The organism is Geobacillus sp. GHH01, from assembly GCF_000336445.1.
Classification (GTDB): Bacteria; Bacillota; Bacilli; order Bacillales; family Anoxybacillaceae; genus Geobacillus; species Geobacillus zalihae.
The window spans coordinates 2,951,462-2,970,635 of the sequence record NC_020210.1; the positions used below are offsets into that span (position 1 = coordinate 2,951,462).

The window sequence follows — 19,174 nt, forward strand, 5'->3', positions numbered from 1 at the left end:
CTCTTCATTCGAGACATTTCGCGATTTCCCGGGCAACCTCGTTCCACAACAATCGATGCATTCGGACATTTTCCGCGCGCGACGTGCGCACTTCAATGACATGAAGCCCGCCTGACGACAGCGATTCCGATACATGGCGGCGGAACTCCGCCCAATTGTGCGGCACCGTATGGCGGCCGCCGTACATCTCGACGGCGTGGGCAAACGACAAATCCGTCGGCGTGCCAAACAGCGTTTCAAACGCCCCTTTATGGCGCGCCTGCGGCAAAAACGAGAAAATGCCGCCGCCGTTGTTGTTCAACAACACAATGGTAGCTGACAACGAATGCATCTTCGCCGCCAACAAGCCATTTAAATCGTGGTAAAACGACAAGTCGCCGATCACCAGCACAAGCGGGTTCGCGGCAACGCTTGCGCCCAAGGCGCTCGAGACGACTCCGTCAATGCCGTTGGCGCCGCGGTTGGCCAAAACGCGAAGCGGCTTGTCCGTCGCAAAGAGAAACGTATCCGCATCGCGAATCGGCATGCTGTTGCCGACAAACAGCGCCGCCCCGGCTGGAAGCAAATCGGCAAGCTCCGTGAACACGTTCCCTTCAAACCATTCTTCTTTCGGCAGATGGCGCTCAAGCGCCGCGCGGGCGATCGCGTTCATCTCGCGCCATATCGCCGACCACGCGCTTTTGTTTTCTTTCGGTTTCGCCCATTCAAGAAGCTGGCGGCAAAGAATCCATTCATCACTCTGAACGAAGCTGTCCGCGGACAACGTCGGATCACGCCAGCCGCCGTCGTCGACAACAATTTGACGAATCGCGCGATGGCGCTTGAGCCATAAAAAGAGCGGCTTCGACACCGGCATGGCGCCGAACCGAAGCACCACATCCGGAACAAGCTTGGAAGCGGCGGTTTCCTCCCGCAATATGGCGTCATAGCTGTCCAGCACGTACGTTTTGTCATGCGTACCGGCGCGCAACTGGGAAAGCGGATCGGCCAAAATCGGAAAATCAAGCGCCCGCGCCAACTCGGTGACCGCCTCGGCAAACCCAGGGCGATCGAGCGGCCCGCAGACGATCAACCCGCGTTCCGCCGCCGACAGCTGCTCATACAGCGCCGATACGCTCTCTTGCGGCAGCGCTGGGCGGCCGCGCCATACTTGCGGCGCTCTCGAAACGGACCGCACCCGCTCCCAAACCGCCTCATCGATATGCGGGACAAGCGGCTCGCGAAACGGCGCGTTCACATGCACAGGCCCGCACGGTGCACCGGCGGCCGTTTGGACGGCTCTTGCCGCCATCGTCCGCGCGTATCGCAGCATATCATCCGCCTCTTCCGGCAGCGCCAAGTCCACAAACCACTTGGCGTAGCGTCCGTATAAGTGCAGCTGATCAATCGCCTGCGGCGCCCCGACATCGCGCAGTTCATGCGGCCGGTCGGCCGTCAGCACCACGAGCGGCACGCGCGAATAGTATGCCTCGACAACCGCGGGCCCATAGTTGGCCGCCGCCGTTCCGGACGTGCATACGAGCGCGACCGGACGCTGCTTCGCTTTCGCCAAGCCGAGGGCGAAAAACGCGGCCGACCGCTCATCGATATTCATATATAGTCGAAGGCCAGGGTGGGCCGCCATCGCCATCGCAAGCGGCGTCGAGCGCGAACCGGGGCTGATCACCGCCTCCGCCACCCCGGCCTGCGCCAATCCGTCCACCAATGCCGCTACATAAACAGACAAGGCATCAGCCATCGTTCATCACTCCCAACGCCGATAACATCGGAGCCATTTTCACATTTGTCTCTTCATATTCGCTGTTTGGGTCGGAATCGGCGACAATGCCGCAGCCGGCAAACAGCATGGCTTCCTTCCCGGCGAGCAAGGCGGAGCGAATGGCGACCGCCCATTCCCCATTGCCTTCGCCATCCACCCAGCCGATCGGCGCTGCATACCATCCGCGGTCAAGCGGCTCAAGGGCGCGGATCACCTCCAGCGCCCGATCGCGCGGCGTTCCGCCGAGCGCGGGTGTCGGATGCATCATTTCCACTAAGCGGAGCACCGAGCGCTCGCGGCAGCCACGGCCGACAACCGGAGTGCATAAATGCTGGATGTGCGGCAGCTTGAGCAGCTGCGGCGCGGGCGGCATCTCGACCGTCTCGCAGACGGAAGAAAACAAGCGACCGATCATTTGCACAACAAACTGATGTTCTTCGTTGTTTTTTCGATCTGCCCGCAGCCAAGCGCCAAGCCGCTCGTCTTCCTCCATAGCGGCCCCGCGGCGCACCGATCCGGCGAGGCAAACCGACCGGCACATTTTCCCTTCTTTTTGGACAAGCTGCTCAGGGGAAGCCCCGATAAAACAGCGGCCGTCCTGTTCAAACGCAAAAATGTAAGCAAACGGCTGCTGCTCGCGAAGCCGCTGGAGTACGGCCGCGGCATCCACCGTTTTGGCAAACGCCAGGCGCCGAGCGCGGGCGAGCACCACCTTGTCCAACGCCCCCGCCCGAATCGAGGCGATCGCTTCGCGAACAGCCGCCAACCATCGTTCTTTCTCTTCTTCTTCGTCTGACACAAGGCGCGGAAGCCGCTTTGGAGCGGCCATAGGGTCGCTGATCCGCTCAAGCAAGCGCCCGACCCGCTCCCAGTCCCGTCCTCTTTTGTCCGTTGGGACGGTGACGGTCAACGTCGTTTTGCCGTTTCTTACGGCAAGAAGCGCGGCCGGCGCCACGAGCTTCCCGGCCGGAAAGCCGCGCCACATGTCGGTGCCCGGCCGATAGGGGTCAAACGAAAATCCGCCAAACAATAACGGCGGCGCATCGGCCGCGCCGTATGGCTCCATCTCCTTCTCCCATCGGCGCCGGCCCGCTTCCACGTCATCAAACCGGCTGTCGGCCTTCTCCGTTTCGATCGCATAAACGGAGCCGAGGCCGACCAATATCGTGCCTCCGGTTCGATCCGCCCAAAAAAACCGTTCGCGGAAGCCGCATGACGGCCCTTGCATAAAAAAAGAAACCGGATCAACGCCCTCCCACGGTTCCGTCCAGCTGACAAACGGCCGCCCTGCATTCACCGCCAATCTATGCAATTGTTGCTGCAGGTGATGTCGAAATCCAATCGCCACGTTCCTCACGCTTTCTGTCGTAAAATTCCCCCTCCATCCCCACTTCCCATTATATATAATAGGAAATCATTTATCTATCGGGAAGGGTTGACATGCTTTCAACGTTTGCCTACACTTATTTTGGACATAAACGAATGACATTTTCACAGAATCTAAGGGGAATGAATATGCAATCATTCACACATATGGACCATCGCCCGCCGGCGCGCCGCGACTGGCGCGTCTTTTGGCGGCTGACGCGCCCGCATACGTTGACGGCGGCGTTTGTGCCCGTATGCGTCGGCACGGTGCTGGCGATGGGCGAAACGTCTGTCAATTGGCTGCTGTTTGCCGCGATGATGATCGCCTCTTTGTTGATTCAAGCCGCGACGAACATGTTCAACGAATACTACGATTATCAACGCGGCCTCGATTCCGCGGAATCGGTCGGCATCGGCGGCGCCATCGTCCGCGACGGCCTCAAGCCGAAAACGGTGCTGGCGTTGGCGGTTGGCTGTCTTGGGTTGGCTATGCTCATCGGCGTCTACATTTGCGCCGAAAGCAGCTGGTGGCTCGCCGTTGTCGGAACGATTTGCATGGCGGCCGGTTATTTTTACACCGGAGGGCCGGTTCCGATCGCCTATACGCCGTTTGGCGAACTGGCGGCTGGGTTTTTTATGGGCTTTGTCATTATTTTGATTTCATTTTTCATCCAAACAGGCTATATCAGCGGCGGCGCCGTGCTCACCGCCATTCCGATCGCGATTTTGGTCGGCGCCATTTTGCTGGCGAACAATATTCGCGACTTGGACGGCGACCGTGAAAAAGGGCGAAAGACGCTCGCGATTTTGATCGGCCGCAACTGGGCCATCCGCCTGCTCGCTGCCATGTTCGCCGTTGCCTTTCTTTGGACGGCCGCCCTCGTTCTGTTTCACATCGTTCCGCCTTGGGCGCTGCTTGCGCTGTTGAGCATCCCGAAAGCGGTTGCGGCGACGCGCGGATTTATCGGCAAAATCAAGCCGATCGAGATGATGCCGGCCATGAAGGCGACGGCGCAAACGAATACACAGTTCGGCTTTTTGCTCGCCGCTGGCTTGCTCATTGCCCATTGGCTGTAACACGGTCAACATGACCGTGTTTTTTTTTGATTTTCGCCCATACTACACCATATAGACGCTACTGCGAAGGAAGGGATTGCGACTGATGCTGACGAACGAACAGCTTGCCGCCCTCCGCTCAAGACTGCTCGACATGAAACGGGAGACGGAAGACCGGCTGAAGCAAAACGACCATTTCGGCATGATCCGCAGCCACGCCCACGATGCGGTCGGTGAGCTGGCGAGCTACGACAACCATCCGGCCGATGAGGCGACAGAGCTGTATGAGCGGGAAAAAGATCTCGCCCTAAAGGAGCATGCCGAGCGCGAACTTCGCGAGATTGAACAGGCGCTTGGCGCCATCGTCGACGGCACATACGGAACGTGCTGCGTATGCGGTCGTCCGATCCCATACGAACGGCTCGAGGCGCTGCCGACAACACTCTACTGCCGTGAGCACAGCCCGGATCAAACGGTGTCGCAAAAGCGGCCGCTTGAAGAGGGCGTGCTGATGCCGCCGTTTGGCAAATTCGATTTCGATGACCGCGCGGAATCGGTCGCTTACGACGCGGAAGATGCATGGCAGGAAGCAGCCCGCTACGGCACGTCCGACACCCCTTCGGACCTTGGCAAAAACGTCGATTCCTACAGCGAAGTGTATGCCGAGTCGGAAGAGAACGTCGGCTATGTCGAAGACTTGGAAAATTTCGCGGCCGTCGATTTGCATGGCCAACGCGTACGTGTGTACCCGACACGGGAGCATGAGCTGCTGGAAAACATATTGGATGACGAAGGCATCATGTCGAACATCGGCGATTTGCCGGCGTATGAAAAAGACCCGTATACATCGAAAGACAGCTACCGCCGGTACGATGAAAGACCGTCCCAGCAGCATTTTGGGGAAACGACTCCATGAAAAAGGCCATCGGCAAGATGGTCTTTTTTGTGAAACAGGCCAATGCCGTTTTCCGTAGTACAGAGCAGAACGTTATATGATCCTAATGGAGGCGAAATGATGAACGCACATGAGATCGATTACCGGCTGTACGGCGATGACATGCAGTTTGTCGAAATCGAGCTCGACCCATACGAAAGCGTGGTCGCGGAAGCGGGCGGGATGATGATGATGGATGACGGCATCGTCATGGAAACCGTATTTGGCGACGGCTCCTCGTCCGGAAAAGGGCTGCTTGGCCGCCTTGTCGGCGCGGGGAAGCGGCTGCTCACCGGCGAAAGCTTGTTCATGACCGTGTTTACCAACCAAGGAAGCGGCAAGCGCCGCGTCGCCTTCGCCGCTCCGTATCCGGGAAAAATCATCCCGGTCGATTTGAGCAAACTTGGCGGGAAGCTCATCTGCCAAAAAGACTCCTTTTTGTGTGCGGCAAAAGGCGTCTCCGTCGGCATTGAGTTTCAGCGCAAACTCGGCGCTGGCTTTTTCGGCGGCGAAGGGTTTATTATGCAAAAGTTGGAAGGTGACGGGCTTGCCTTTTTGCACGCCGGCGGAACGATCCACCGCCGCGACTTGCAGCCCGGGGAAACGCTTCGCATTGACACCGGCTGCCTTGTCGCCATGACGAAAGACGTCAACTACGATATTGAATATGTCGGCAGCATCAAAACCGCCTTCTTCGGCGGCGAAGGATTGTTTTTGGCCACCGTCACCGGTCCGGGAGCAGTGTGGGTGCAGTCGCTTCCGTTCAGCCGGCTCGCTGACCGCGTCCTCGCTGCCGCCCCGAGCGCCGGCGGACGGTCGGTCGGCGAAGGCAGCATCCTCGGCGGCATCGGCGACTGGCTCGACGGCGACGACTAAGCGAGAAAGGGCGCTCCGGCCAAACGGAACGCCCTTTTGCTTTTATGCCTTCTCCCTCGAAATTCCCTAAAAGGACGATGATTGAGTCAACTGCCCCCACTTCGCTAACGCTTGAAGTGGGGGCTTGCAACTCCCCAGAAGTGCGAGCGGACTTGGTCCTCCTTCCTTGACTTGGGGTTGCATCAGGGGCAGGTTGACAACTGCCCAACGACGCAGGTCATGCCTGTGTCGTTCCTTCAACGATGTACTCTATTCCTTTTCGTTGAAGGTTCATGGCACCAATGCGGTCATCGTTTGAGGTGTATCCGCATGTTCGGCAACAAAAGGTGTGTGTACGCTTGTTTCGATTGGCTTTTTCCGTATGCCCGCACTTTGGACATGTCAAAGAGGTGTAATGCGGAGCAACCACCATCACTTTTGACCCATGCAAACGTGCCTTATACTCTAACAGTTGACGGAACTGATAGAAAGCCCGCGATACGGTTTCATATCGGTCATGGATCCATACACGTTCTGTTTTTTCACGAATGCCTGTTAAATCTTCTAATACAAAAAGGGTACGTTCTCCATATTGACGAACGAGTGCCTTCGTGACAGCATGGTTCACATCCGTCATCCAACGGTTTTCTCGTTGTCCGATTGTTTTCAACTTCCGACGCGCAGAAGCCGTCCCTTTTTGCTGGAGGGTTTTTCGCATTCGTTTGTACTTGGCACGCATATGCTTGATTTTTCGTCCGTTAAAAAAGATCGTTTTCCCTTGCGAATCATAAGCTGTTGCAAGAAAGTTAACCCCTACATCAACACCGACCACTTGGCGAATGTTGTGTTCATCTACGGTTGGAATTGTTTTGGTCATGGGGATGTGCAAAAAGAATTTGTTATGCTTGTAGACGAGTTTGGCTGTGCCAAACGTCCATGAGCCATCAAAATATGGCTCCATGCCTTTTGGTTCGAATGGCACTTTGATTCGTCCTTCTAGTGTATTGACAGAAAATAACCCTTGAACAATGGAGTAATCTCGATTCCAAACGAGATCATATTCAGGCTTTTTAAAGCGAACCAATGTCCATTCATGACCATTGCTTTTTAGGGAACGGTATCTAGCGATAACCGTTTTAATCACAGATTGCGCCATTTGCGAACGCAAAGCGTAGTTTGATCGAAGTAGACGATAGGTCATGTCGTGTAACTTGGCTTGTGCAAGCACTTTTGTGTCAAAAATCACAACAGACACAGCGTTGCACGCTTGTCGATAGGCGGAAAGGGTGGCTTTCAATACTTCTGCTTGTTCCGCTGTTGGGTAAATTTTGATTTTGGCTGTTAACGTCATGTCCATTTGTCTCACCTCTCTTTCACTAAATATATTTTTTAGTGATACAAAAACACAAAAAAGCGATTCCTCCCCCACTTACTCCCTTTGGTCGTTGAAGTGGGGGTCTCCTCGCCAAAGACGATGAAAAAGCAACCCAAAAACGTCCTTTCCAACGTCCTTTCCTAAGTTGAGAAACGTTCCCCCGACGGCAAAAGACCCCAAATTTCGGCCGCGTATTCCGCTACGGTCCGATCGCTGGCGAAACGGCCGGAATGGGCGATGTTGACGGCGCTCATCCGCCACCAGCGCGCCGGATCGCGGTAAGCGGCCTCAACTCGCTCGTGCGCCTCGGCGTAGGCGGCAAAGTCGCGCAGCACAAAATATTCGTCGTTTTGCGCCAACAGCGAGTCGTAAATCGGCTCAAAGTAGTCGCCGACATCAGGGAAAAAGCCGTTGACAAGCTGGTCGACAACTTGTTTGATCCGTTTGTCATGATGGTAATACTCATGCGCCCGATAGCCTCCGTGTTCGTAGTAGCGGAGCACTTCATCGGCCGTCAGCCCGAACAAAAACATGTTTTCCTCCCCGACGGCTTCCGCGATTTCGACGTTCGCTCCATCCAGCGTGCCAAGCGTAACGGCGCCGTTCATCATAAACTTCATGTTGCCCGTCCCGGACGCTTCTTTGCTGGCTGTTGAGATTTGTTCGCTCACATCGGCGGCCGGAATGATTTCTTCCGCGAGCGATACGCGGTAATTTTCCAAAAAAATGACTTTCAGCTGTTCATTTACCTGGTTGTCGTTGTTCACCTTGTCGGCAACGGAATGGATGAGCTTAATGATCCGCTTGGCGTAGTAATAGCCTGGCGACGCTTTCGCTCCGAAAATGAACGTGCGCGGATAAATCGAGAAGTGTGAATCCTCTTTCAGCCGATTGTATAAATGCATAATGTGCAAAACGTTTAACAACTGCCGTTTATAAGCGTGCAGCCGTTTCACTTGGACATCAAATATCGACGATTCGTCGACAACAATGCCCGTTTTTTCCGAAATGCGCTTGGCAAGCTTCAGCTTCCGCTGCTGTTTGACCGCAGCCAACGCCTGCTGAAACGCCGGATCGGAAGCATAAGACTTCAGCTCAATCAATGCTTCCGGCTCGCGGATCCAGCGCGGACCAATCGTTTCCGTAATCAACGCCGACAGCTCAGGGTTGGCTTTCAACAGCCAGCGCCGGTGCGTCACCCCGTTCGTTTTGTTGTTGAACTTGTGCGGCGCCCATTCGTAAAACAAGCGCATCTCCCGCTGTTTCAAAATCTCCGTATGCAGTTTCGCCACGCCGTTGACGCTATGGCTCGCAACGACGGCCAAGTGCGCCATTTTCACCATCCCGTGGGCGACGATGGCCATTTGTTCAATCCGCCCCCAATCGCCGGGATAACGTTCCCACAGCTCGCGGCAAAACCGTTCGTTGATTTCCTCGACGATCATATAAATGCGCGGCAACAGCGGCTGAAACAGACGAATCGGCCATTTCTCCAACGCTTCCGCCAGCGTCGTATGATTCGTGTACGCGATCGTATGGGTCGTAATGTGCCAAGCCTCTTCCCAGCTCATCCCTTCCTCATCGAGCAAAATGCGCATCAACTCCGGAATCGCGAGCACCGGGTGCGTGTCGTTGATATGAATGGCGACATATTCATGGAGGCGGCGCAAGCTCCCGTGCTGGCGGCGATGGGAGCGAGTGATGCTACCGAGGCTGGCGGCGGCGAGAAAATACTGCTGCTTTAACCGGAGCAGTTTGCCTTCATCGTGCGTATCGTCCGGGTACAAAAACTCCGAAATGGCTTCCGTCTCCCGCTTGTATTGCATCACATCTTTATGAAGCGGGAACGTTTTCGCCGGCTCGGCGCTCCAAAGCCGGAGCGTGTTGACCGTGTTCGTCCCGAAGCCGATGACCGGCATATCGTACGGCACAGCCATCACGTTTTCGCTGTCGACATGGCGGAACACAAGGCGGCCGTTTTGTTCCGACACCTCGACCCTTCCCCAGAAGCGAACTTCGACCGCCAGCTCTTCTTTCCGGATTTCCCAAACGTTCCCGTTTCGCAGCCATTGCTCCGGCAGCTCGACTTGATAGCCGTCAACGATTTTTTGGTCAAACAGCCCGTGTTTATAGCGAATGCCGTGGCCGTGGCCCGGCAAATTCAATGTGGCGAGCGAGTCAAGAAAACAGGCGGCGAGCCGCCCGAGCCCGCCGTTTCCGAGCCCGGCGTCCGCTTCGCATTCCTCAATGTCCTCAAGGCGGATGCCGAGCTCGCGAAGCCCCTCTTCGACCATCGGGCGGACGCCGAGGTTTAACAAGTTGCTTCCGAGCAAACGGCCGAGCAAAAACTCGATCGACAAATAGTACACCTGCTTCCGCCGCTCCGCCCGGCAGCGCTCGTTCGTCGCGATCCAATGGCGGCTGATATGTTCGCGCACCATATGGCCAAGGACATGATAATGATCGCGCGCCGTCGATTCGGCAAACGGTTTGCCGCACAACGCCTCGACCCGCGTCACAAACGCCCGTTGAAACGTTTCTTTATCCGCGAACAAGCGCGTCTTCCCCCTTTTTGTTCAGCTGTTCGTACGCTTTTCGATACTCCCTCGCCGACCGGCGCCAGCTGTAATCGCCGCGCATCGCCCGCTCCATGAGCCGCTCCCAGACAGACGGCTGGCGGTAAAACGACAGCGCCCGGCGGATCGTGTACAACATGTCGTGGGCGTTAAAGTTCGTAAAGCTGAACCCGTTCCCTTCTCCTGTGAATTCATTGTACGATTGCACCGTATCGTTCAGCCCGCCCGTTTCCCGAACGATCGGAATCGTCCCATACCGAAGCGCGATCATTTGGCTCAGCCCGCACGGTTCAAACAACGACGGCATTAAAAACAAGTCCGCGCCCGCATAAATTTGATGGGCGAGCGGTTCGTGAAAGCCGATGTACACCCCGACTTTGTCCGGATAGGCCGCCGCCATTTGCGAGAAAAACTGTTCAAACCGCCAATCCCCCGTTCCAAGCACAACAAGCTGCATCTCTTCCTGCATCAGATCATGGAAGACGCACGTGACTAAATCGAGCCCTTTTTGCGCCGTCATTCGCGTCACCATCGCGACAACGGGCGCATCATCCCGCTCTGGCAGACCGAACCGCCGCTGCAGGGCGCGCTTGTTGAGTTTTTTTCTTTCCCGCGTATGTACGCTATAGGTCGCCGCCAAAAACGGATCGGTTTCCGGGTTGTAAAACTCGTCGTCAATGCCGTTTAAAATGCCAAGCAAATCATCCCGCCGCGCCCGCAACAGCCCGTCAAGCCGCTCGCCGTAATAAGCGGTTTGAATCTCTTCTTTGTACGTCGGGCTGACCGTCGTAATCAAATCGGAGGCGACAAGCGCCCCTTTCATAAAGCTGACGCTTCCGTAAAACTCGAGATGGTCGACGGTGAAATACCGTCCGTCCAAATTCAACAAATCCTCTAAAATCCCGCGCGGAAACAGCCCTTGAAACTGCAAGTTGTGAATCGTAAAGATCGTGCAGATATCCGCATAAAACGGATCATGACGGTATTGCTCGCGCAAGAAAAACGGAATCATGCCGGTGTGCCAGTCATGGCAATGAATGATGTCGGGCTGAAACGAAATCGCCGGAAGCGCGTCCAGCACCGCCCGGCAAAAATAAGCGAACCGCTCGCCGTCGTCATCATGGCCGTACAGCTGCGGCCGTTTGAAATAGTATTCGTTGTCGATCAAGTAATAGACGACCCCGTCATGCTCGAGCTCCTCAACGCCGCAATACTGGCGGCGCCACCCGACTGGCACGACGAACTCCGCCACTTTGTCCATTCGTTCTTTCCACTTTGAAGCGATTGTTTCATACTTGGGCAACATGACGCGGACATCGACGCCAAGCCGGCGCAGCTCTTTCGGCAGCGCGCCGGCGACGTCGGCCAATCCTCCCGATTTGGCAAACGGGGCGCATTCTGATACGGCAAACAGCACGTTCATCGATTCACGACCTCCCCTTGCACCGTTCCTTTGCGAACGACAAACGGCCGCTCCGCCGTCCCTTGCAAAACGACCCCCGGTTCGATTTTCGCGTCTTTGTCGACGATGACGCCATCAAGCACACAACCATCGCCGATTTGGCATTTTTGCATCACGATGCTGTTCTTCACAACGGCTCCTTTGCCGATTTTCACGGAACGAAACAGGACGCTGTTTTCCACCGTTCCTTCAATGACGCAGCCGTTGGCGATCATCGAGCGCTTCACATTCCCTTCCCGGCGGTATTTCGTCGGCGGCTCGTCTTTCACTTTCGTATAAATCGGCCGCGATGGAAGAAAAAGCTGCTCCCAAGCGCTTCGGTCAAGCAGCTCCATGCTTGCCTGAAAATAGCGGGCGAGCGAATCGATGACGGCCGCATACCCGCTGTATTCATAGTCGCAAATGGACAGCGAATGGCGGTCGTCATGAATGACATCGACGATGCTCCGATAGCCGTGGTCTTTGTAGCCGGCGATCAAATCAAGCAGAAGAGACGTCTCCAACACGTACATCTCCAGCGGCTCGCCGCGATGGCAAATTCGCGTCACATCGCAGCCGCGTTCGATATGGCGCTCGAGGACGGCGTCAAAGTCGATGTTGCACACCGTGTAGCTATTGACGATGACCGCATACTTTTGCCGGCTCCGCAAAAAATAGTCGATATGCTGCTCAAAATGGGCAAACGCCCCGACCCGGCGCTCACCGGAAAACAACAAGTCCGGCGATGGGAAGAAAAACAATCCGTCCCGCTTTCGGTTTAAATCCCAATTCTTCCCTGATCCTAAATGGTCCATCAGCGACCGATATTGGTATTTCGGAAAAATCGCGACGCTTTCAATGCCGGAGTTGACCATGCTTGAAAGCACGAAATCAATGAGCCGATACCGCCCGGCAAACGGCACCGCTGCGATTGAGCGTTGCTCGACAAGCGGCGCTAACGCCTCCATATACGTGGTCGCGTCGATGACGCCCAACATCATGTTGTTGTTCATTGTGCTCCATCCTTCCTTGCGGTGTCCTTATTCCGTTGCTTGATCCACTCGGTCGTTACGAGCACGACGTCATCATCAGCATCGCCCGGGCTCACAGTCGAATGCGGCGGGATGACGATCTCCGGAGTGACGATCGCTCGCTCGACATACGCTCCTTCACCAACTGTTGCCCCTGGCATAATGACGGATTCTTTCACAACCGCTCCCTTGCCGATGCGGGCGCCTTGAAACAGCACTGAGCGCTCCACCGTTCCTTCCACGACGCATCCCTCATTGATGAGAGAATCGCTCACTTCCGCCTCGGGAGCGATGTATTGCGGCGGCTGGTTCGGGTTGACCGAATAAATGCGCCACGAGCGGTCAAACAAGTCAAGTTCATTGTGTTCATCGAGCAAATCCATGTTGGCTTCCCACAAGCTTTTGACGGTGCCGACATCTTTCCAATAGCCTTTGAACGGATAGGCCACGAGCCGCTTGTTCTCCCGAAGCAGCCGCGGAATCACATCTTTGCCGAAGTCGTGCGACGAATGCGGGTCGGCGTTGTCGATTTGCAAATACTCCCTCAATAACGGCCAATTGAAAATGTAAATGCCCATCGATGCCAAATTGCTTTTCGGATTGGCCGGCTTTTCGGCAAATTCGACAATCTCCATGTTTTCATTCGTGTTCATAATGCCGAATCGGCTCGCCTCTTCCCACGGCACTTCAATGACGGAAATCGTTGCATCCGCCTGTTTGGCGATATGGTAGTCGAGCATCTGCTGGTAATCCATCTTGTAAATATGATCGCCAGACAGCACGAGAACGTAATCCGGGTCGTACTGTTCAATATAATTCATATTTTGATAAAGGGCGTTCGCTGTGCCTTCGTACCATTTGACGCCGGAAGAGGCGGAGTAAGGGGGAAGGACGGTGACGCCCCCGTTTCTTCGATCTAAATCCCATGCGCTTCCGATGCCGATGTACGAGTGCAAAAGAAGCGGCTGATATTGGGTCAACACCCCGACTGTGTCAATGCCCGAGTTCGTGCAATTGCTCAACGTAAAATCAATGATCCGGTACTTCCCCCCAAACGGCACGGCTGGTTTCGCGATGTTTTTCGTCAGCGAGCGAAGCCGGCTTCCTTGCCCGCCGGCCAATAACATGGCGATGCACTTCTTCTTCATTCTGCTTTCTCTCCCCTCGTTTTTGCACTGGCCGCAAAATGGAAATGCCAAACGGCGGAATCGTCATGCGCACATGGTACGGTTTTCCATGAAACGGCTCATGGAAAGCGGAAAGCCGCTTCGAATTGACATGCCCTGATCCGCCAAACTCCGCTGCATCGCTGTTAAGCACTTCGCGGTACGGCGCCAAAAGCGGCACGCCGACTTTGTAATCGTCATACGCCTGATTTGTGAAATTACAAACAATGACCAGCACATCACCTTCTTTTTTCCCCCGGCGGATGAATGAGAAAATACTTTGCTCGGCATTATGAACGTCAATCCATTCAAACCCCCTCGGATCATGATCAAGCTCGTAAAACGGCTTATACCGTTTATAGCAGGCGATCAGCTGCTTCACATATTCGTCCATTTTCCGGTGCAATTCAAAATCGAACAGCACCCAGTCGAGCTCTCCCTCAAACTTCCATTCATCAAACTGGGCAAACTCACTGCCCATAAACAGCAGCTTTTTCCCAGGGTGGGCCATCATGTAGCCATACAATAGGCGCAGCTGGGCGAACTTCTCTTCGTACGACCCAGGCATTTTATTGAGCAGCGATTTTTTGCCATGCACAACTTCATCATGGGAAAATGGCAAAATGAAATTTTCCGAATACGCATAAAGGAGGGAAAAACTGACTTGGTTATGGGCGTATTTCCGCTCATGCGGCGGCGTTTCCATATACTTCAGCATGTCGTTCATCCAGCCCATGTTCCACTTGTAGTTAAACCCAAGGCCGCCATCGTACGTCGGCGCGGTCACCCGAGGCCAGTCGGTCGAATCTTCAGCGATCATCAAGACGTTCGGGTCATAGGCAAACACCGCCTCATTCAACTGGCGCAAAAACTCGACCGCATACGGATTTTCATAGAGCCGGTCATTGTTCGGCCAATAAAGCATATTGGCGACCGCATCGACGCGAAACCCGTCCACATGGTAATACTCCAGCCAAAACAACGCATTGGAGATCAGAAAACTGCGCACTTCCGGCTTGCCCAAGTCAAAATTCGCCGTCCCCCAGACGTAATTTTCTCGGTCTTTTTCATTCGCGTATTCATACGTCGGTGCGCCGTCAAACATGTACAGCCCGTGGGCGTCCTTGCAAAAATGCCCCGGCACCCAGTCGATGATGACGCCAAGCCCCGCTTGATGGCAGCGGTCGACGAAATACATGAAATCGTGCGGCGTGCCATAGCGGCTTGTCACCGAATAATAGCCGGTCCCTTGATATCCCCACGAACGATCGAGCGGATGCTCGACAAGCGGAAGCAGCTCAATGTGCGTAAATCCGCGCTCCAGCACGTACGGAATGAGTTCGTCGGCCATCTCACGGTACGTATAAAAGCGGCCGTCCGGTTTCTTTTTCCACGAACCGAAATGAAGTTCATAAATGACCATCGGTTGGTCATAAATCCGCTTTCGCCGTTTCTTCCGCTGCCAAGATGAATCATTCCACTGGTATCCTTTCAAATCGTAGACAATCGAGGCGGTATGAGGGCGCAATTCGGAGTAAAAGGCGTACGGGTCGGCTTTCAACAGAACACGGCCATCCGGTGTGATGATCTCATATTTATAGAGATGCCCTTCCAAGTTTTCTGGAACAACGATCGTCCATACCCCTTCGTCGTTCACCTTCGTCAGGGGGGAATTCGCCCCATTCCAATCGTTGAAACTGCCGACAAGACGGACTTCCCGCGCATGGGGCGCCCACACGCAAAAGCGAGTGCCGACCGCTCCGCCGTCGCGGATGACATGAGCGCCGAACAACTCATAACTTTGATACAAACGGCCTTCATGAAACAAATACACTTCTAAATCTGTCGGATTCGCCGCAATCAAGCTGGATCGCATCCTTTCCGAAGCAAAATGATGGCCATACACAACATTGATTCCTATTCGCCAACAGCAGGATTCATTCCTTGAATTGTTCGTCTATATTTTTAGACAAATTCCAACAACCGCTCTTTCTCGCTGTCGAAATTTCATTTGCACACAGGCGGATTTTTATATTATAATATATATAAGTTGATAATTATTATAAATAACGGAGGTGCATTATGGCTCCAACACTGTACGATTTTCACCATCTCCCGCACGTCAAAACGCAACATGAATCAAAAAAAGCGCTCTGGGTGACGCTTTTGTTGACCATGTTTTTCACCGCCGTTGAAATCATTGGCGGACTGATTTCCAACTCGCTCGCCCTCTTGTCCGATTCGGCCCATATGGCATCCGATGTATTGGCGCTTGGATTGAGCATGGTCGCCCTCTACATGGCAACGCGCCCGCCGAACCGCCGCTTTACGTTCGGTTTTTTGCGATTTGAAATCATCACATCGTTTTTGAACGGGCTGACGTTGGCCGTCATTGCGCTGTGGATTTTATGGGAAGGCATTCAGCGTTTTCTTCATCCTGAACCGATCAACTTTCGTCTTATGCTCGGAATCGCGGCGATCGGCCTCATCGTTAACTTGACGTTGACCATCGTCTTAAGCCGGAGCACGAAAGAAGAAGACAACTTGAACGTTCAGAGCGCCCTTTGGCATTTCATCGGCGACTTAATCAGCTCGATCGGCGTCATCGTGTCCGCGCTGCTCATTTACTTCACCGGCTGGACGATTTTCGATCCGATCATCAGCCTCGTGATCGCCGCCATCATTTTCACAGGCGGGGCGAAAATTATGCGTGAATCGTATCTCATCTTAATGGAAGCCGTACCTGATGGGTTCGATCTCGAACAAATCCGCGCCGACATTCGACAGATCGAAGGGGTCGAAGACGTGCACGACATGCATTTATGGGCCATCTCGACCGACCATTACTCGCTGTCGGCTCATGTGTTTGTCAACGAACGCATCCAGCCGCTTTGTGTCATTTTGGCGGTGAATGAAATGCTGAAGGAAAAATACGGCATTGAGCATGCCACGATCCAAGTCGAGCACGCCATGCTCCACGACCACGGAACCTATGGGAAGGCGTTTTTGGAGAAAAAGAAGCAGCCGCAATGATAAAGACCGCCCATGCCGAATCGGCAAGGCGGTCTTTCGTCATTTTGCCGTCTATTGCGCTCGGCCGCTATGAAAAAACCAGCGCAGAACGCGGTTTGGCGCCACGCCCTGTGTTTCTTTCCATCATTGCAGCTGATACGTTTCTTCCCGCATCGTTCCAAATTGTTCATACCGGATATGCCAGGACAACGCTTGTTCCAATACGTGCGGCGTATGGCCGCCGCGCTTGAGCGCTTCAGCGAAGTAATCGCGCAGCTGCGGACGGTAATCCGGATGGGCGCAATGTTCGATGATGAGCGGGGCGCGCTCGACAGGGGCGAGCCCGCGCAAATCGGCATATCCGTGTTCCGTGATGATGACATCGACATCATGCTCCGTATGGTCGACATGGGAGACGAACGGCACGATGCTCGAAATCGCCCCATGTTTGGCGCTCGATTTCGTCACAAAAATCGTCAGGCGCGCATGGCGGGCAAAGTCGCCCGAGCCGCCGATGCCGTTCATCATCTGGGTGCCGCGGACATGCGTCGAGTTCACATTTCCGTAAATATCGGCCTCAAGCGCCGTATTAATGGAAATGAGGCCGAGGCGGCGAATCAGTTCAGGATGATTGGAAATCTCCTGCGGCCGCAGCACGAGTTTGCCCCGGTACGCTTCCAAGTTGTGGTACACTTGTTTCATCTTGTTTTCCGACAAGGTGATCGAACATCCCGAGGCAAACCGCACTTTCCCTGCATCAAGCAAATCGAACATCGCATCTTGCAGCACTTCCGAATAGACTTACAAGTCGCAAAATTCAGAATCCAATAGGCCGTAAAGAACCGCATTCGCGACAGAGCCGATCCCGGCCTGAATCGGCGCCAGCCGTTCGGACAGCCGCCCCGCCGCTACTTCGCGGCGAAGAAACTCGATCAAATGCCTGGCAATCGCCGCTGTTTCCGCATCCGGAGGCACAATCGTCGACGGTGAATCCGTTTGGTTCGTCACGACAATTCCAGCGATTTTCTCCAGATCAACAGGAATGCCGATCGTCCCGATCCGGTCGTCCACTTTCGTCAGCGGAATCGGGGCGCGCTCCCCTTGCTTCCCGACTTCATAAATGTCATGAAACCCGTAAAGCGCTTTCGGCTGGGCGACGTTCAATTCGACAATGACCCGTCTTGCTTTTTCCACAAAAATCGATGAGTTGCCGACAGACGTCGTCGGGATGATCATGCCGTCCTCCGTAATCGAAACCGCTTCCACAATAGCGTAATCAATCGGTTTCAGCACACCGGAACGGACGAGTTCCGCCGTATGCGACAAATGCTGGTCGACAAACAGCAGCTCCCTTTCGTTAATTTTCCGACGCATCGCGGCGTCAGCCTGAAACGGCAGCCGTTTCCGGACAATGCCTGCTTCTGCCATCATCTTGTCAATATCCGATCCGAGCGAAGCCCCTGTATAGACGTCGACTTTCAGCGGCTGCCGCTTTGCCCGCTCAATAAGCGCCGTCGGCACCGCTTTTGCGTCCCCCGCGCGGGTAAAACCGCTCAATCCGAGGGTCATGCCATCTTCAATCCATGAGGCGGCCGTTTCCGCCGTCACGATCCGCTCCCGCAACGCCTGATGGCCGATCCGTTCGAAAACGAATGGTTCCAAAGCGATTTCCCCCTTTTGTTTTTCCCTAATTATAGCGGCTCGCAAGGGGAAAATCATTCGAATTGGAGCAAAAGGGCTTTCTTTTGCGCCGAAGCAGCATTTTCCCTGCATCACGCAGAAAAACTTGCCGCTTCACAAAAATAACCGCCTGTATCGGCGGTGTCATCAAAAGCCGAGCCATCTCCGGAAATGGCTAGCGTACGTTTGGCTGACCGGCACTTTGGAGCCGTCCTTCATCACAAGCAAAAACGTCGAGTGGGAATCCGGCTGAATTTCGGCGATATACTCAACATTGACAATATACGACCGATGGCAGCGGATAAACCGGTCAGCCGGCAAAGAAAATTCCAATTCGGTCAAATTGTATTTATGATAGCCCCCGACGTGCATCGATTTGACGAACGTTTTCCGGTTTTGCGCTTCCAAATAAACAACCGCGTCAAACGGCACCGGAACCCAGCGGTCCATCGTCCGTATCGTCAAATACGAAATAGCCAGAAGCGGCTTTTTCGGCCAGACAGCTGTCACGCATCCTTTTGGCACCCCGTTTTCCAAAATCGGAACCGACACGCCGAAATACGGAACGCCGAACACCCGGCTGTCTTTTTGCTCTTCAATTTTCCGGCGGATCACCAACGCCTTGTAGGTGACCGAATCCGGTTTGATTTCATCACCCGGACGGATTTTCAAATCAATTTGCCGGCTCGGCTGGTAGTAAATGTACCGCCGGTCGTCGGAAATCACAAGCGATGCCTCAACGGGAAACCATTCATTCACAACTTGGCGAATGGCCGAAACAAGCAGCGAATCCATATCCCCCACCTCTTGCAAGCCGTTCCATACTTTTATTTTCAGCCGCATCGCTGCGTTTGTCAAACGGCAAATCCGTTTCGTTTCGCTGCCGTGGAAAGCCGGTGAAAAACGAGTTTGGCACCCCGT

Annotated in this window: 13 protein-coding genes and 1 pseudogene; 4 read left to right on the forward strand and 10 right to left on the reverse strand. The window is 54.6% G+C overall.

What is annotated here, in order from left to right; genetic code table 11:
• Positions 1–4: 4 nt before the first annotated feature.
• Entirely contained in the window at positions 5–1,738 is a 1,734-nt protein-coding gene (gene menD / locus GHH_RS14540) for a 2-succinyl-5-enolpyruvyl-6-hydroxy-3-cyclohexene-1-carboxylic-acid synthase (RefSeq protein WP_015375677.1), read from the reverse strand.
• The gene (locus GHH_RS14545; RefSeq protein ID WP_013524476.1) at positions 1,731–3,107 is read right to left on the reverse strand and encodes an isochorismate synthase MenF; all 1,377 of its coding nucleotides are present in this window, start codon (positions 3,105–3,107) and stop codon (positions 1,731–1,733) included. The genes menD and GHH_RS14545 overlap by 8 nt, the downstream gene beginning before the upstream one ends.
• Positions 3,108–3,274: 167 nt before the next feature.
• Between GHH_RS14545 and GHH_RS14550 the strand changes: the two genes are divergently transcribed.
• The 3 genes from GHH_RS14550 (at position 3,275) to GHH_RS14560 (ending at position 5,993) form a co-directional block, all read left to right on the forward strand.
• Positions 3,275–4,204 carry a 1,4-dihydroxy-2-naphthoate polyprenyltransferase gene (locus tag GHH_RS14550; RefSeq protein WP_033026055.1) on the forward strand — a complete coding sequence of 310 codons (930 nt, stop codon included), beginning with the start codon at positions 3,275–3,277 and terminating at the stop codon, positions 4,202–4,204.
• Between the two features lie 85 nt (positions 4,205–4,289).
• Complete coding sequence (locus tag GHH_RS14555; protein WP_015375679.1) at positions 4,290–5,099, forward strand: yteA family sporulation protein; 810 nt, start codon at positions 4,290–4,292, stop codon at positions 5,097–5,099.
• A gap of 99 nt (positions 5,100–5,198) precedes the next feature.
• Entirely contained in the window at positions 5,199–5,993 is a 795-nt protein-coding gene (locus GHH_RS14560) for a TIGR00266 family protein (RefSeq protein ID WP_015375680.1), read from the forward strand.
• Between the two features lie 217 nt (positions 5,994–6,210).
• Here the strand turns inward: GHH_RS14560 and GHH_RS14565 are convergent, their stop codons facing one another.
• The 6 genes from GHH_RS14565 to glgB all read right to left on the reverse strand — a co-directional run bounded on the left by GHH_RS14565 (position 6,211) and on the right by glgB (position 15,437).
• Complete coding sequence (locus GHH_RS14565; protein ID WP_015375681.1) at positions 6,211–7,329, reverse strand: RNA-guided endonuclease TnpB family protein; 1,119 nt, start codon at positions 7,327–7,329, stop codon at positions 6,211–6,213.
• Positions 7,330–7,487: 158 nt separating this feature from the next.
• Positions 7,488–9,902 (reverse strand): glycogen/starch/alpha-glucan phosphorylase, encoded by a 2,415-nt coding sequence (locus GHH_RS14570; protein WP_015375682.1) that lies wholly within the window; start codon positions 9,900–9,902, stop codon positions 7,488–7,490.
• On the reverse strand, positions 9,889–11,346 hold the full coding sequence (glgA, locus tag GHH_RS14575) for a glycogen synthase GlgA (RefSeq protein ID WP_015375683.1): 1,458 nt from the start codon (positions 11,344–11,346) through the stop codon (positions 9,889–9,891). The genes GHH_RS14570 and glgA overlap by 14 nt, the downstream gene beginning before the upstream one ends.
• The gene (locus tag GHH_RS14580) at positions 11,343–12,377 is read right to left on the reverse strand and encodes a sugar phosphate nucleotidyltransferase (protein ID WP_015375684.1); all 1,035 of its coding nucleotides are present in this window, start codon (positions 12,375–12,377) and stop codon (positions 11,343–11,345) included. The genes glgA and GHH_RS14580 overlap by 4 nt, the downstream gene beginning before the upstream one ends.
• A complete protein-coding gene (locus GHH_RS14585) occupies positions 12,374–13,543 on the reverse strand; it encodes a glucose-1-phosphate adenylyltransferase (RefSeq protein WP_015375685.1) in 1,170 nt (389 codons plus the stop codon). The genes GHH_RS14580 and GHH_RS14585 overlap by 4 nt, the downstream gene beginning before the upstream one ends.
• Positions 13,425–15,437 (reverse strand): 1,4-alpha-glucan branching enzyme, encoded by a 2,013-nt coding sequence (gene glgB, locus GHH_RS14590; protein WP_236612614.1) that lies wholly within the window; start codon positions 15,435–15,437, stop codon positions 13,425–13,427. The genes GHH_RS14585 and glgB overlap by 119 nt, the downstream gene beginning before the upstream one ends.
• Positions 15,438–15,643: 206 nt before the next feature.
• Between glgB and GHH_RS14595 the strand changes: the two genes are divergently transcribed.
• Entirely contained in the window at positions 15,644–16,594 is a 951-nt protein-coding gene (locus GHH_RS14595) for a cation diffusion facilitator family transporter (RefSeq protein ID WP_015375687.1), read from the forward strand.
• Positions 16,595–16,717: 123 nt separating this feature from the next.
• On the opposite strand, the pseudogene GHH_RS14600 reads toward GHH_RS14595, so the two are convergent.
• Together GHH_RS14600 and GHH_RS14605 are read right to left on the reverse strand one after the other, a co-directional pair.
• A pseudogene (locus tag GHH_RS14600) lies at positions 16,718–18,235 on the reverse strand (acetyl-CoA hydrolase/transferase family protein).
• 165 nt (positions 18,236–18,400) lie between these two features.
• Positions 18,401–19,048: a LytTR family DNA-binding domain-containing protein gene (locus GHH_RS14605; protein ID WP_041470742.1), complete on the reverse strand. Its 648-nt coding sequence runs from the start codon at positions 19,046–19,048 to the stop codon at positions 18,401–18,403.
• Positions 19,049–19,174 lie beyond the last annotated feature (126 nt).